The 14,677-nt window shown below is 69.9% G+C and carries 9 protein-coding genes; all 9 read right to left on the bottom strand.

Annotation, left to right across the window (positions count from 1 at the left end):
* Nucleotides 1-35: 35 nt before the first annotated feature.
* Complete coding sequence (locus OG448_RS07880; RefSeq protein WP_391300735.1) at nucleotides 36-506, bottom strand: ferritin-like domain-containing protein; 471 nt, start codon at nucleotides 504-506, stop codon at nucleotides 36-38.
* A gap of 197 nt (nucleotides 507-703) precedes the next feature.
* Nucleotides 704-1,078 carry a helix-turn-helix domain-containing protein gene (locus OG448_RS07885; RefSeq protein WP_161200653.1) on the bottom strand — a complete coding sequence of 125 codons (375 nt, stop codon included), beginning with the start codon at nucleotides 1,076-1,078 and terminating at the stop codon, nucleotides 704-706.
* 109 nt (nucleotides 1,079-1,187) lie between these two features.
* Nucleotides 1,188-1,733: a CinA family protein gene (locus OG448_RS07890; protein ID WP_405552312.1), complete on the bottom strand. Its 546-nt coding sequence runs from the start codon at nucleotides 1,731-1,733 to the stop codon at nucleotides 1,188-1,190.
* Nucleotides 1,730-2,473 (bottom strand): CDP-diacylglycerol--glycerol-3-phosphate 3-phosphatidyltransferase, encoded by a 744-nt coding sequence (gene pgsA / locus OG448_RS07895; protein ID WP_405552314.1) that lies wholly within the window; start codon nucleotides 2,471-2,473, stop codon nucleotides 1,730-1,732. Before pgsA ends, OG448_RS07890 begins: the two co-directional genes overlap by 4 nt.
* Entirely contained in the window at nucleotides 2,470-3,942 is a 1,473-nt protein-coding gene (rimO, locus tag OG448_RS07900) for a 30S ribosomal protein S12 methylthiotransferase RimO (protein ID WP_161191185.1), read from the bottom strand. The genes pgsA and rimO overlap by 4 nt, the downstream gene beginning before the upstream one ends.
* 102 nt (nucleotides 3,943-4,044) lie before the next feature.
* Nucleotides 4,045-4,890 carry a helix-turn-helix domain-containing protein gene (locus tag OG448_RS07905; RefSeq protein WP_405552316.1) on the bottom strand — a complete coding sequence of 282 codons (846 nt, stop codon included), beginning with the start codon at nucleotides 4,888-4,890 and terminating at the stop codon, nucleotides 4,045-4,047.
* A 281-nt stretch (nucleotides 4,891-5,171) separates the two neighbouring features.
* Nucleotides 5,172-7,877 carry a DNA translocase FtsK gene (locus OG448_RS07910; protein ID WP_405552318.1) on the bottom strand — a complete coding sequence of 902 codons (2,706 nt, stop codon included), beginning with the start codon at nucleotides 7,875-7,877 and terminating at the stop codon, nucleotides 5,172-5,174.
* Nucleotides 7,878-8,002: 125 nt separating this feature from the next.
* Nucleotides 8,003-8,680, bottom strand: a complete 678-nt coding sequence (locus tag OG448_RS07915) for a two-component system response regulator (RefSeq protein WP_030803377.1) — start codon at nucleotides 8,678-8,680, stop codon at nucleotides 8,003-8,005.
* 241 nt (nucleotides 8,681-8,921) lie between these two features.
* Entirely contained in the window at nucleotides 8,922-14,378 is a 5,457-nt protein-coding gene (locus OG448_RS07920; protein WP_405552320.1) for a HAMP domain-containing protein, read from the bottom strand.
* Nucleotides 14,379-14,677: the final 299 nt, after the last annotated feature.

Raw genomic sequence — 14,677 nt, forward strand, 5'->3', positions numbered from 1 at the left:
GACGCCCGGGAAGACCGGCCGAAAGCCCGCTTCTTCTAAGCGCTCTCGGCCTGGAACATCCAATGGTGTTTCTCGAGGTCACCCGTGATCTGGATGAACATGTCCTGGGTCACCGGGTCGGCGTCGCCGGTGGCGTTCACCCGCTCCCGCATCCGGCCGATGACCGCTCCGAGGGCGGCGACCATGCCGGCGACCGCGTCCGTGTCCTTGATCCAGCCGGCCGGCGGGACCTTGATGCCGGTGCCGGAGGCGACCGTGGACGCGCGTCCGTCCGGCGGAACGCCCAGCGCCGAGGAACGTTCTGCCACCAGGTCCGAGGCGGTGCGCGCGGAGACGACCACCTCGTCGAGCTGGAGATGGATGGACCGGAAGCGTGGCCCGACCACGTTCCAGTGGATCTGCTTGGCGACCAGCGACAGGTCGACCAGGTCCACGAGCGCCCCCTGGAGGGCCTCGGAGACGGTCTTCAGGTCGGCCTCGGGGAGGGAACTCTTCACCGCGTACATTCGCTGTCCTCGGGGTCTCGGCGGGCTTCGGGTCCCTCCCACCATGACCGGATGGCCCGGACCGGGCAAACGGAGCAAACCTACACAGAGCGATCGGCGCTGAGCATGAGAAAGCCCCGGCCGCGCCTCACCTGAAAGATCCAGGGAGGCCCGGCCGGGGCTCACACGTATCGGGCGCTAGGCCGCGTGCGCGCAGGTCATGCGGCGACCACACCCACCGCTTCGGCGGGTGCCTTGATGGTCACCCGTTCCGGTGGCACACCGGTCACCGACACGGAACCCAGCATCGGCCGGACCGGTGCCGGTACACCGTCGGTGGCCGCGGCGGACTGGGCCAGCTCGGCGAGTGCCAGTTCGTCACTCACCTCACGCATGAGTTCCGACATCCGTACGTCCAGCGCGTCGCAGATCGCGGAGAGCAGCTCGGAGGAAGCCTCCTTCTGCCCCCGCTCCACCTCGGAGAGATAGCCGAGTGAGACCCGGGCAGACGAGGAGACTTCGCGCAGAGTACGGCCCTGGCGCTGGCGCTGCCGACGCAGCACGTCACCCAGCAGGCGACGGAGCAGAATCATCGGTGGCTCCCTCCTCGGACCGCGTAGCCGCATCCTTCTCGCCCCACCGTACCGCCTTGCGCCGCGGCCGTGCGGGGAGCGATGTCGTGTTCACTCAGGGCTGCAAACATCAAAACCCCCCGTTCCGTTCCGTATCCTGTGCCCGCTCATTTCCGGTCTGTTCGCCCGCAAGCTCCTCAAGAAGGAGTGCGAGTACGCTCCGTACACTCTCCATACGAATTTCCGCACGGCCGCCGTTCAACCGCAGGGCCTCCACTTTTCCGCCTGGGGCGGAAACCGGGTCCTTCCGGAAGGGCCCGTCGACGGCCACGTACACCGTGCCGACCGGCTGCCCGTCCTGTGGGTCGGGGCCGGCCACCCCGGTGGTGGCGATGCCCCAGTCGGCACCGAGGGCCTCCCGCACGCCGACCGCCATCTGGGCCGCGACCTGCGGGTCCACCGCTCCGGACCGCTCCAGCAGCCCGGCGTCCACGCCGAGGAGCCGGTGCTTCAGCTCGGTGGCGTAGGCGGTGACCGAACCCCGGAACACCTGGGAGGCGCCGGGGACCGAGGTGATCTCGGCGGCGACCAGACCACCGGTCAGCGACTCGGCCACGGCGAGCGTCTCGCCGTTCACTTTGAGTAGCCGCACCAGCTCGGTGGCCGTGGGGTTCACGCTTCTCGCTCTTCCAACGCCGCCGCCCGCTCCGCGATTCCCCGGCGGCGCAGCACGATGGCCTGTCTCACATAGTCGAGGCCGGTGACGACCGTGAGGACGACCGCCGCGGCCATCACCCAGAACCGCAGGGTGGCCAGCCAGCCGGTCAGCGCGAGCACGTACATGCCGACCGCGACGCCCTGGATGAGCGTCTTCAGCTTGCCGCCCCGGCTGGCCGGGATGACGCCGTACCGGATGACCACGAAACGCAGCAGGGTGATGCCGAGTTCCCGGCCCAGGATGACCGCCGTCACCCACCAGGGCAGGTCGCCCAGGGAGGACAGGCAGATCAGCGCCGCGCCCATGATCGCCTTGTCCGCTATCGGATCGGCGATCTTCCCGAAGTCGGTGACCAGGTTGTAGGTGCGCGCCAGGTGCCCGTCGAACAGGTCGGTGATCATGGCGATGGCGAAGGCCGCCCAGGCGAAGGAGCGCCAGGCCGGGTCGTAGCCGCCGTCCGCCAGCATCAGTGCCACGAAGCCCGGCACCAGGACCAGCCGGAGCATGGTGAGCAGATTGGCGACGTTCCAGACGCTGGCCTGGTTGACGGCCGCCGCGGCCAGCTTGCCGCCGCGCGGGTGCCGCGCCTCCAGCGCGGCGGCCGGGTCGGAGACCTCCGGAGCACCGTCGACGGCCTGGCCGGTCGCGCCGCGCGCGCCGGAGGAGCCGCCCGAGGCGGATGCCGGGACTCCGGTCATCTGGCCGCCTCCTCGCTACACACCGACGAGCCCGGGAGCGGCTCGGCCACCAGGTCGACCCCCTCGGTGCCGACCACCTTCGCCTCGACCATACGTCCCACGGCGAGGCCCTCGCCGCTCGTGAGCAGCACCTGGCCGTCCGTCTCCGGGGCCTGGTGCGCGGCGCGGCCGTACACCCCGTCCTCGCCGTCGACGGACTCCACCAGGACGCGCACGGTTTCCCCGAGGCGCTCCTCGGCGCGCTGCGAGACGAGCTCCTCGGCGAGCCGGGAGATGTGGGCGAGGCGCTCGGCCACCACGTCCTCGTCCAGCTTGGTGTCGTAGGTGGCGGCCTCCGTGCCCTCCTCGTCGGAGTAGCCGAAGACACCGATGGCGTCCAGGCGGGCGCCGGTCAGGAAGCGCTCCAGCTCGGCGAGGTCGCCCTCGGTCTCGCCGGGGAAGCCGACGATGAAGTTGGAGCGGACGCCGGCCTCGGGGGCCTTGTTCCGGATGGTGTCCAGCAACTCCAGGAAGCGGTCGGTGTCACCGAAGCGGCGCATGGCGCGCAGCACGTTCGGCGCGGAGTGCTGGAAGGACAGGTCGAAGTACGGCACGACCTTCGGGGTGGAGGTCAGCACGTCGATCAGGCCGGGGCGCATCTCGGCCGGCTGGAGGTAGCTGACGCGCACCCGCTCGATGCCGTCGACCTCGGCCAGCTCGGGCAGCAGGGACTCCAGCAGGCGGATGTCGCCCAGGTCCTTGCCGTAGGAGGTGTTGTTCTCGGAGACGAGCATGACCTCCTTCACACCCTGCTCGGCCAGCCAGCGCGTCTCGTTGAGGACGTCGCTGGGGCGGCGGGAGATGAAGGAGCCGCGGAAGGACGGAATGGCGCAGAAGGAGCAGCGCCGGTCGCAGCCGGAGGCGAGCTTGACCGAGGCGACCGGGGAGCCGTCCAGACGGCGACGCAGGGGCGCGCGCGGGCCGGAGGCGGGCGCGAGGCCGTCCGGGAGGTCGGTCGGGCCGTGGCCGGGCAGGGCGACGGCGGCTGCGGACTCCTGGCGCTCGGCCGGGCTGATCGGCAGCAGCTTGCGGCGGTCGCGCGGGGTGTGGGCAGCGTGGACGCCGCCGGACAGGATGGTCTGGAGGCGGTCGGAGATGTCGGCGTAGTCGTCGAAGCCGAGCACGCCGTCGGCCTCGGGCAGCGCCTGGGCCAGTTCCTTGCCGTACCGCTCGGCCATGCAGCCCACCGCCACGACGGCCTGGGTTCTGCCATGGTCCTTGAGGTCGTTGGCCTCCAGGAGGGCGTCGACCGAGTCCTTCTTGGCGGCTTCGACGAACCCACAGGTGTTGACCACGGCGACATCGGCGTCCCCGGCGTCCTCGACGAGCTGCCAGCCGTCCGCCTCCAAACGGCCTGCGAGCTCCTCCGAGTCCACCTCGTTACGGGCGCAGCCGAGAGTGACTAGTGCGACGGTACGGCGTTCAGGCATGGGCTCAAGACTACTTTGTCTGTCCCGCACCCCATGTCGACGGGGTTGGCCGTTGTCGGCCAACCCCGTCGTGTCCGCTCGCTCCGGGCACCCGGAAGGGCGTCACCCGACCTCGGGGTCGCCCTTGGTGTACGTCAGCCGCTCCACGGCGCCGGGCCGGAAGTCGTCGTCGATCTTCTTGCCGTTGACGTACAGCTCGATCGCCCCGGCGTCACCGAGAATCAGGTTGATCTTGGTGCTGTCCTGGAAGGTCTTGGACTCGCCCTTGTTGAGCAGCCCGTCGAAGAGCATGCGGCCGTTGTGGTCCTTCGCGGAGATCCAGCTCCGCCCGCCCGGCGCCGTGACCCGGACGGTCACCTTGTCCTGCGGGGCGGCCGCGATGGCGCTGTCGGAAGGGTCGGACTTCGGCGTGGCGGACTGCCCGGTCTTCGGGGTGGGCGCGGCGGACTTGGTGGCGGTCGGCGAGGCGTTGCCCTCGACGGCCTGGGTGTCCGTGTCGCCGCCGGTCTGGGACTTGATGGCGGTGAAGCCGACGAAGCCGATGACGACGACGATCGCCGCGACCATGGCCGCGGTCCAGTTGGGGCCCCGGCGCTCGGGGCGGATGCGTTCCGCCTCGAACAGGGGGGCCGCCGGGGTGGGCGCGGGCCGGCCGCCGTGCTCGGCGTCGAACCGCGCGATGAGCGGGGCGGGGTCGAGGTGGACCGCCTTGGCCAGGTTGCGGATGTGGCCGCGCGCGTATACGTCGCCGCCGCAGGAGGAGAAGTCGTCCTCCTCGATGGCGTGCACGATGGCGAGGCGGATGCGGGTGGCGTCGCTGACGTCACCCGCGCTCAGCCCGGCCGCGACGCGGGCCTGGCGCAGGGCGGTGCCGACGGAAGGGCCGTCGGCCTGTGGGGCGTCGGTGAACGGGGGCTCGTCTTCGGGGGAGTTGCTGCCGATGGACACGGGGGCGCCTTTCGAGCGTGTGAGCCACCTGTGCTGAGCGTTCAGTCTAGGCGGGGTACGAAAGGGTGGGGCAAGCGGGCGAACGAAACGTGTACGCCATCGGAAGGGCCGGTCAGCCCGACGGCGGACGGGAGCGGGAGGCCCAGGCCGGTACCTGAACCCCTGCTCTCGCTCAACTTGACGTACTGCAAAGGGAAACGGTTGCCCGCCGATGTTTAACGGGTGGATCACGGCGGTGCCGCCACCCGGCGCAGTCCCGACACGCCGGGTGGCCCGAAGCCCTATCCGTCAGACTCCCCTCGAATCACGGCGAGCACGCCGTCCAGTTCGTCAGGCTTCACAAGAACGTCACGAGCCTTGGAACCCTCGCTGGGTCCGACGATGTTCCGGGACTCCATGAGGTCCATCAGCCGGCCCGCCTTGGCGAAGCCGACCCGCAGCTTGCGCTGGAGCATGGACGTCGACCCGAACTGCGTGGAGACCACCAGCTCGGCGGCCTGGCAGAGCAGGTCGAGGTCGTCGCCGATGTCCTCGTCGATCTCCTTCTTCTGCTTGGTGCCCACGGTGACGTCGTCCCGGAAGACCGGCGCCATCTGGTCCTTGCAGTGCTGGACGACGACCGCGACCTCTTCCTCGGTCACGAACGCGCCCTGCATACGGGTCGGCTTGCTGGCGCCCATGGGCAGGAACAGGCCGTCACCCTTGCCGATCAGCTTCTCGGCGCCGGGCTGGTCGAGGATGACGCGGGAGTCGGCCAGCGAGGAGGTGGCGAAGGCCAGCCGGGAGGGCACGTTGGCCTTGATGAGCCCGGTGACCACGTCCACCGAGGGCCGCTGGGTGGCCAGGACCAGGTGGATGCCGGCTGCGCGGGCGAGCTGGGTGATGCGGACGATCGCGTCCTCGACGTCGCGCGGGGCGACCATCATCAGGTCGGCCAGCTCGTCCACGATCACCAGCAGGTACGGGTACGGCTGGAGCTCGCGCTCGCTGCCCGGCGGCGGCGTGACCTTGCCCTCGCGCACGGCGCGGTTGAAGTCGTCGATGTGCCGGAAGCCGTAGGCGGCGAGGTCGTCGTAGCGCAGGTCCATCTCGCGCACCACCCACTGGAGCGCCTCGGCGGCCCGCTTGGGGTTGGTGATGATCGGCGTGATCAGGTGCGGGATGCCCTCGTAGGCGGTCAGCTCCACGCGCTTGGGGTCGACCAGGATCATCCGGACGTCCTCGGGGGTCGCCCGCATCATGATCGAGGTGATCAGGCAGTTGATGCAGGACGACTTGCCGGAGCCGGTGGCGCCGGCGACCAGCATGTGCGGCATCTTGGCCAGCGAGTGCATCACATAGCCGCCCTCGACGTCCTTGCCGAAGGCGACCAGCATCGGGTCGTCGTCCTCTGCGGACTGCGCGAGCCGCAGCACGTCACCGAGGTTGACCATCTCCCGGTCGGTGTTGGGGATCTCGATGCCCACGGCCGACTTGCCGGGGATGGGGCTGATGATGCGCACGTCCGGGCTGGCGACCGCGTACGCGATGTTCTTGGCGAGTGCCGTGATCCGCTCGACCTTCACGGCCGGGCCGAGCTGGACCTCGTACCGGGTGACCGTCGGGCCCCGGGTGAAGCCGGTGACGGCGGCGTCCACCTTGAACTCGGAGAACACCGTGCGCAGGGAGTCCACGATGGCGTCGTTGGCCGCGCTGCGGGCCTTGCCGGGGCCGCCCCGCGTCAGCAGGTCCAGCGAGGGCAGCGAGTAGGTGATGTCCCCGGAGAGCTGGAGCTGCTCCGCCCTGGCGGGCATCTCGCGGGGCGGTTCGGGGGGCGCCTTGGTGAGGTCGAGGACACCGGAGTCGGTGTTCTTCTTACCCGGCACGGGCCGGGGCGAGGCTGCCGGAGAGGGCACGGGGACCGGGGTGGTCTCCTCGCGGTCCCCCACGCTCACGCCCTGGGTGAGGTCGGCGACGACCGGGGACGGCGGCATGCCGTGCTGCACGGCACCGTCGAGCGCGGCGTTGGCCGCCGAGGCCACGTCGATCGCGTCCATCTGGCGCGGGTCGGACGGTGCGGCGGACCGGCGGGGGCGGCGGCGCCGGGTGAGCGCCTCGTCCTCGGCGATGTCGGGGTCGTAGTCCTGGGGGCCGACGCGGCGGCTCCGGGGGCGCGCGGGCGGTTCGTCGCGCCACTGCTCGTCGTAGCCCTCGACGTCGTCCAGGTCGGCCGCGTAGTCGTGCAGCACGCCCAGGCGGATACCGAGCGCGCGCAGGCGGCGCGGGATGTGGTTGACCGGGGTGGCGGTGACCACGAGCAGCCCGAACACGGTGAGCAGTACCAGCAGCGGTACGGCGAGCACCTCGCTCATCGTGTACGTCAGCGGAGTGGCGGCGGCCCAGCCGATGAGGCCGCCGGCGTCCCTTATGGCCCGCATGCCGTCGTCCCGCGCGGGCGAGCCGCAGGCGATGTGCACCTGGCCGAGCACGCCGGCGACGAGCGCGGACAGGCCGATGACGATCCGGCCGTTTGCCTCCGGCTGCTCCGGGTGCCGGACGAACCGGACGGCGATGACCGCGAACAGTATCGGCACCAGCAGGTCGAGACGGCCGAAGGAGCCGGTGACCAGGATCTCCACCAGGTCACCGACCGGGCCGCTCAGGTCGGCCCAGGTGCCGGCGGCGACGATCAGCGCGACGGCGAACAACAGCAGCGCGATCCCGTCCTTGCGGTGGGCCGGGTCGAGGTTCCGCGCGCCCTGCCCTATGCCCCGGAAGACGGCGCCGACCGCGTGCGCCATGCCGAGCCAGACGGCGCGCACGAGTCGGTACAGGCCCCCGGTGGGGCTCGGCGCGGGCTTGGGCGGTGCCTTGCGGACCGGAGCCCGGCGGGCCGGCGCCTTCTTGGCCGGGGCCTTCCTGGCGACCGCCTTCCTCGCCGGAGCCTTCGCGGGAGCGGCCGCCTTCTTGGCGGGCGGCTTCTTGGCTGCGGAGGGACGTGAGGCCATGGGTCCGAGGTTACCGGGGGAGACGACAGCGGACACGTGTGCCCACTGCTTCACCCGTTCGTGTCGCCCTTGTCGCAGCGTCGAATTGACGCCCGCTCACGCGATGCCGGACATCCGGCGGGGCGTCAACTCTGCGGAGGGAGCGGGGCGGAGCCGTCGGCACCCGGCTCCAGGGCGTCCAGCGCCCGGCGCAGACCGGTGAGTTTGCGCTCCAGGTGTGCGGCCGTGGCCACCGCCGCCGCGTCGGCGGACTCGTCGTCCAACTGCTTGGAGAGCGCCTCGGCCTGCTCCTCGACGGCCGCGAGCCGGGCGGACAGCTCCGCGAGCAGCCCGGCGGGCTCCTTGCTGTCGACCGTGTCCTTCTGCCCGCCCTCCAACTGGAGCCGCAGCAGCGCCGCCTGCTCCCGCAGTTGGCAGTTCTTCATGTACAGCTCGACGAACACCGAGACCTTGGCACGCAGCACCCACGGGTCGAACGGCTTGGAGATGTAGTCGACCGCGCCCGCCGCGTAACCCCGGAAGGTGTGGTGCGGGCCGTGGTTGATCGCGGTGAGGAAGATGATCGGGATGTCCCGGGTCCGCTCCCGCCGCTTGATGTGCGCGGCCGTCTCGAAGCCGTCCATGCCCGGCATCTGGACATCCAGCAGGATGACCGCGAAATCGTCCGTGAGCAGTGCCTTGAGCGCTTCCTCCCCGGACGATGCCCGCACCAGCGTCTGATCGAGCGCAGAGAGGATGGCCTCCAGCGCCAGCAGATTCTCCGGCCGGTCATCGACCAGGAGGATCTTGGCCTTCTGCACCATGGCCCGCCCTCCTCGCCCCGGCGGTACACCGGGCGCCGCCCCAGAGGACGACTCCCTTTCGCCGCCCGTCCTTGTGCCGGTCATCGTAGCCGCACCCCGCCCGTCGCCACACCCTGTCACCGCGATGTCACGGTGCACACGGTTCAAACGCGGGCAGAGCCCGGAAGGTTCCCGGAATCCGAGGTTCCCACACCTGGCCCGCGCTTTGAACCGCGCCCCCGTGACCGGTCCTGTCGTGCCGTCACTCCGGCCGCATCCACTGTCGCATGACGCCCAGCAGATGATCGGGGTCGACCGGCTTGGTGACGTAGTCGGAGGCGCCCGACTGGAGCGCCTTCTCCCGGTCGCCCTTCATCGCCTTCGCGGTCAGCGCGATGATCGGCAGCCCCGCGAACTGCGGCATCCTGCGGATCGCGTTCGTGGTCGCGTACCCGTCCATCTCGGGCATCATGATGTCCATCAGCACCACGGCCACGTCGTCGTGCTGCTCCAGCACCTCGATGCCCTCGCGGCCGTTCTCGGCGTACAGCACCGACAGGCCCTGCTGCTCCAGGACGCTGGTGAGTGCGAACACGTTGCGGATGTCGTCGTCCACGATGAGCACCTTCTCGCCGCCGAACCGCACCGCCCGCACAGGCCGCTCGGTGTCCTCCGGCTCGATGGTGATCGACTGCTCCGGCCGCGGCTCGGCCGGGGGCAGGCTCCGGCGGCGCCGCCGGAAGAGGGCGGCGGGCCCGTTCTGCGTGTCCCGGTACGACTTCACCTCGGCCGGCGTCTCCGCCTGGGGGTCCGTCAGCTTGGCGGACAGATGCGCCTCCGAGGCGACCAGCTCACCGGCCTCCAGCGGGGGCACGGACTGCTGGTAGCCCTGCGGCGGGAGTTCGCTCGGGTGCAGCGGCAGGTACAGCGTGAACGTGGACCCGCGGCCCGGCTCGCTCTGCGCGTGGATCTCACCGCCGAGCAACTGCGCGATCTCCCGCGAGATCGACAGGCCCAGGCCGGTGCCGCCGTACTTGCGGCTGGTCGTGCCGTCGGCCTGCTTGAACGCCTCGAAGATCACCCGCATCTTGCTGGCCGCGATGCCGATACCGGTGTCGGTCACCGAGAACGCGATCAGATCGGCGTCCGGGTCGGTGAGCGCCCCGGCCTCCAGCAACTGCTCCCGGATGGTCTGCGGCACGTCCGTACCGGCGGGCCGGATCACCAGCTCCACCGAGCCGGAGTCGGTGAACTTCACCGCGTTGGACAGCAGGTTGCGCAGCACCTGGAGCAGGCGCTGTTCGTCGGTGTGCAGGGTGGCGGGCAGCTCCGGGGAGACCCGCACCGACAGGTCCAGGCCCTTCTCCGCGGTCAGCGGGCGGAAGGTCGCCTCCACGTAGTCCACGAGCTGGACCAGCGCGATCCGTGTCGGGGAGACGTCCATCTTGCCGGCCTCGACCTTGGACAGGTCCAGGATGTCGTTGATGAGCTGGAGCAGGTCGGACCCGGCGCCGTGGATGGTCTCGGCGAACTCGACCTGCTTCGGGGACAGGTTGCTCTCGGCGTTGTCGGCGAGCAGCTTGGCCAGGATCAGCAGCGAGTTGAGCGGCGTACGCAGCTCGTGCGACATGTTGGCGAGGAACTCGCTCTTGTAGCGCATCGACACCGCGAGCTGCTCGGCGCGCTCCTCCAGGACCTGCCGGGCCTCCTCGATCTCGGTGTTCTTCACCTCGATGTCCCGGTTCTGCCGGGCCAGCAGCTCGGCCTTCTCCTCCAGTTCGGCGTTGGAGGACTGCAGGGCCTTCTGCCGGTTCTCCAGCTCCGCCGAGCGCTCCCGGAGCTGCTCGGTCAGCAACTGGGACTGCTTGAGCAACTGCTCGGTCTTGGTGTTGACGGAGATCGTGTTGACGCTGGTCGCGATCATCTCCGCGATCTGGTTGAGGAAGTCGCGCTGGATGTGCGTGAACGGCGTGAACGACGCCAGCTCGATCACCCCGAGCACATTGCCCTCGAACACCACCGGCAGCACGATGACCTGCGCCGGAGGGGCCTCCCCCAGCCCGGAGGAGATCTTCAGGTAGCCGCTGGGCACGTCCCTGACCAGGATCGTCCGCTTCTCCTGCGCGGCCGTCCCGATCAGCCCCTCGCCGGGCCGGAACGAGGTCGGCATGGCGCCCGTGGAGCAGCCGTACGAGCCGAGCATGCGCAGCTCGTACTCCTCCTCGCCGTCCCCGGCGAGGTCCTGGCCGTCCAGCAGCGGCATGGTCAGGAAGAACGCGCCGTGCTGCGCGGAGACCACCGGGGTCAGCTCGCTCATGATCAGCGAGGCGACGTCCTCCAGGTCCCGGCGGCCCTGCATCAGCGCCGAGATCCGGGCGAGGTTGCCCTTGAGCCAGTCCTGCTCCTTGTTGGCGATCGTGGTGTCGCGCAGGTTGGCGATCATCTTGTTGATGTAGTCCTGGAGTTCCTGGATCTCCCCGGACGCGTCCACGTCGATCTTCAGGTTCAGGTCGCCACGGGTCACCGCGGTCGCCACCTTGGCGATGGCGCGCACCTGCCGGGTCAGGTTCCCGGCCATCTCGTTCACCGACTCGGTCAGGTCCCGCCAGGTGCCGTCCACGTCCAGCACACGGGCCTGGCCGCCGAGCTGGCCCTCGGTGCCCACCTCGCGGGCGACGCGGGTGACCTCCTCGGCGAAGCTGGAGAGCTGGTCGACCATCGTGTTGATCGTCGTCTTCAGCTCCAGGATCTCGCCCCGCGCGTCGATGTCGATCTTCTTGGTCAGGTCGCCCTTGGCGATCGCCGTCGTGACCATGGCGATGTTGCGCACCTGGCCGGTCAGGTTGGACGCCATCCCGTTCACCGACTCGGTGAGGTCCTTCCAGGTGCCCGCCACACCGGGCACGTGCGCCTGGCCGCCCAGAATGCCGTCCGTACCCACCTCACGGGCCACCTTGGTGACCTGGTCGGCGAACGAACTCAGCGTCTTCACCATCGTGTTGATGGTGTCGGCGAGCTGCGCCACCTCACCGCGCGCCTCGATGGTGACCTGACGCGTCAGGTCGCCGTTGGCCACCGCGGACGCCACCTGGGAGATGTTCCGCACCTGCATGGTCAGGTTGTTGGCCATCAGGTTGACGTTGTTGCTCAGGTCCTTCCAGATGCCCGTGACACCCGGTACGTGCGCCTGCCCGCCCAGGATGCCCTCGGTGCCCACCTCGCGGGCCACCCGCGTGACCTGCTCGGCGAAGCTGGAAAGCTGGTCGACCATGGTGTTGACCGTGGTGACCAGTTCGAGGATCTCGCCCTTGGCGTCGACCGTGATCTTCTTCGACAGGTCGCCCTTGGCCACGGCCGTGGTGACCTCGGCGATGTTGCGCACCTGGATCGTCAGGTTGTTGGCCATGAAGTTCACGGACTGCGTGAGGTCCTTCCAGGTGCCGGAGACACCCTGCACCTCGGCCTGACCGCCGAGCATGCCCTCCGTACCCACCTCACGGGCCACCCTGGTGACCTCCTGCGCGAACGACGAGAGCTGGTCCACCATCGTGTTCAGCGTGTTCTTCAGCTCCAGGATCTCCCCGCGCGCGTCCACGGTGATCTTCTGGGAGAGGTCACCGCGCGCGACCGCGGTGGCGACCTGGGCGATGTTGCGGACCTGGGCGGTGAGGTTCCCCGCCATGCCGTTCACCGAATCGGTGAGGTCCCGCCACACACCGGCCACGCCCGGCACCTGCGCCTGACCGCCGAGCCGGCCCTCGGTGCCCACGTCACGGGCCACCCGGGTCACCTGGTCGGCGAAGGCGGAGAGCTGGTCGACCATCGTGTTGATGGTGTTCTTCAGCTCCAGGATCTCGCCGCGCGCGTCCACGTCGATCTTCTGCGAGAGGTCGCCGTTGGCCACCGCCGTCGTCACCTGGGCGATGTTGCGCACCTGGGAGGTGAGGTTCCCGGCCATGAAGTTGACGGAGTCCGTCAGCTCCTTCCAGGTGCCCGACACGCCGTCCACCCTGGCCTGACCGCCCAGGCGGCCCTCGGTGCCCACGTCACGGGCCATCCGCGTCACCTGGTCGGCGAAGCTGGAGAGCTGGTCCACCATCGTGTTCACGGTGTTCTTGAGCTGGAGCATCTCACCGGAGACGTCCACGGTGACCTTCTGCGAGAGGTCGCCGTTGGCCACCGCCGTCGTCACCTGGGCGATGTTGCGCACCTGGCCGGTGAGGTTGCGGAACGCGGTGTTGACCGAGTCGGTGAGGTCCTTCCAGGTACCGGCCGCGCCCGACACCTGCGCCTGGCCGCCCAGCTCACCCTCGACACCGATCTCCCGCGCGACCCGCGTCACCTCGGCACCGAACGCCGAGAGCTGGTCCACCATCCCGTTGACGGTGTTCTTCAGCTCCAGCATCTCGCCCGCCACGTCGACGGTGACCTTCTGCGACAGGTCGCCGCTGGCCACGGCGGTCGTCACGGCGGCGATGTCCCGCACCTGGGTGGTGAGGTTCCGGAACACCGTGTTCACGGAGTCCGTCAGGTCCTTCCACGTGCCCGCCGCACCCGGCACGTTCGCCTGCCCGCCGAGGCGGCCCTCGGCGCCGACCTCGTTGGCCACGCGCGTGACCTCGTCCGCGAAGATCCGCAGCGTCTCGGTCATCTGGTTGATCGTCTCGGCGAGCTGCGCCACCTCGCCCCGCGCGGGCACGGTCACCTTCTGCGAGAGGTCACCGTTGGCCACGGCCGTCGTCACCTGGGAGATCCCGCGCACCTGGAGGGTGAGGTTGCCGGCCATCGTGTTGACGGAGTCGGTCAGCTCCTTCCACACCCCGGCCACGCCCGGCACCTGCGCCTGACCGCCCAGGATGCCCTCGGTGCCCACCTCACGGGCCACCCGCGTCACCTCGGACGAGAACGAGGAGAGCTGCTCCACCATCGTGTTGACGGTGTTCTTCAGCTCCAGCATCTCGCCGGCCACCTGCACGGTGACCTTCCGCGACAGATCACCGCCCGCGACCGCCGTCGTCACCAGCGCGATGTCCCGCACCTGCGCGGTGAGCCGGTTCGCCATCGTGTTGACGGACTCCGTCAGGTCCTTCCAGGAACCCGACATGCCCCGCACCTTCGCCTGCCCGCCGAGCTTGCCGTCGGTGCCGACCTCGATGGCCACCCGCGTGACCTCGTCGGTGAAGTTGGAGAGCTGGTCGACCAGGTTGTTGACCGTCCGGCCGACCTTCAGGAACTCGCCCCGCAGCGGATGCCCGGTCCCGTCCGGCGCCTCGGTGCGCAGGTCCATGCGCGGCGACAGATCGCCCTCCGCGACCGCCGTGAGCACCCGGCTGACCTCGGACACGGGCCACACCAGGTCGTCGACCAGCGCGTTGGAGTTCTCCACGGCCGCCGCCCAGGAACCCTCACAGGCGCCCGTCTCCAGCCGCTCGGTGAGCTTGCCCTCCCGGCCGACCGTGCGCCGCACCCGCGCCAGCTCACCGGTCAGATGCAGATTACGGTCGGCCACCTCGTTGAAGACCGCCGCGATCTCCGACATCACGCCGTCGCCGGACACCGTGAGCCGCTTGCGGAAGTTCCCGTCGCGCATGGATTCCAGCGCGGCGAGCAACCGGTTCAGGGCAGCCGTGTCCACCTCGGTGACGCCACCGCTCCTGCGCGGGGACGGCCGGCCCTTCGCGCGCGTCTTATTGCCCCGCGTCGCTGCGCCAGACTCCACTGTGTCCCTCCCGGAGGGGTAGACCGCCACTGCCGTGCCCGGTCGCGTTCGGGGGCTGCTGCCCTTCGTGCACGGAACGCACGCAGCCCGAACGGACCTTCATCAAAATCCTGCCCAGTGTTTCACCCCTGCCGAACCAGGCCATAACAGTTCGGCAGCTTCGCACACGGTTCGCACACCGTGGGGGGTAATCACCGACGACCGGCATCCACTGCGACGGCGAAGGTAAGTAACCTTGCATCCGGCTGTCCAGCCGCACCGGCCCGACCGGCCTGGGCGGCGGCACGAGAAGGACACGG

Source organism: Streptomyces sp. NBC_01171 (assembly GCF_045039805.1).
GTDB lineage: Bacteria > Actinomycetota > Actinomycetes > Streptomycetales > Streptomycetaceae > Streptomyces.

Bases quoted from the DNA above. Each gene is read 5' to 3' on its own strand.
- OG448_RS07880 (WP_391300735.1), bottom strand. From the start codon at position 506: ATGTACGCGGTGAAGAGTTCCCTCCCCGAGGCCGACCTGAAGACCGTC.
- OG448_RS07885 (WP_161200653.1), bottom strand. From the start codon at position 1,078: ATGATTCTGCTCCGTCGCCTGCTGGGTGACGTGCTGCGTCGGCAGCGC.
- pgsA (WP_405552314.1), bottom strand. From the start codon at position 2,473: ATGACCGGAGTCCCGGCATCCGCCTCGGGCGGCTCCTCCGGCGCGCGC.
- rimO (WP_161191185.1), bottom strand. From the start codon at position 3,942: ATGCCTGAACGCCGTACCGTCGCACTAGTCACTCTCGGCTGCGCCCGT.
- OG448_RS07910 (WP_405552318.1), bottom strand. From the start codon at position 7,877: ATGGCCTCACGTCCCTCCGCAGCCAAGAAGCCGCCCGCCAAGAAGGCG.
- OG448_RS07915 (WP_030803377.1), bottom strand. From the start codon at position 8,680: ATGGTGCAGAAGGCCAAGATCCTCCTGGTCGATGACCGGCCGGAGAAT.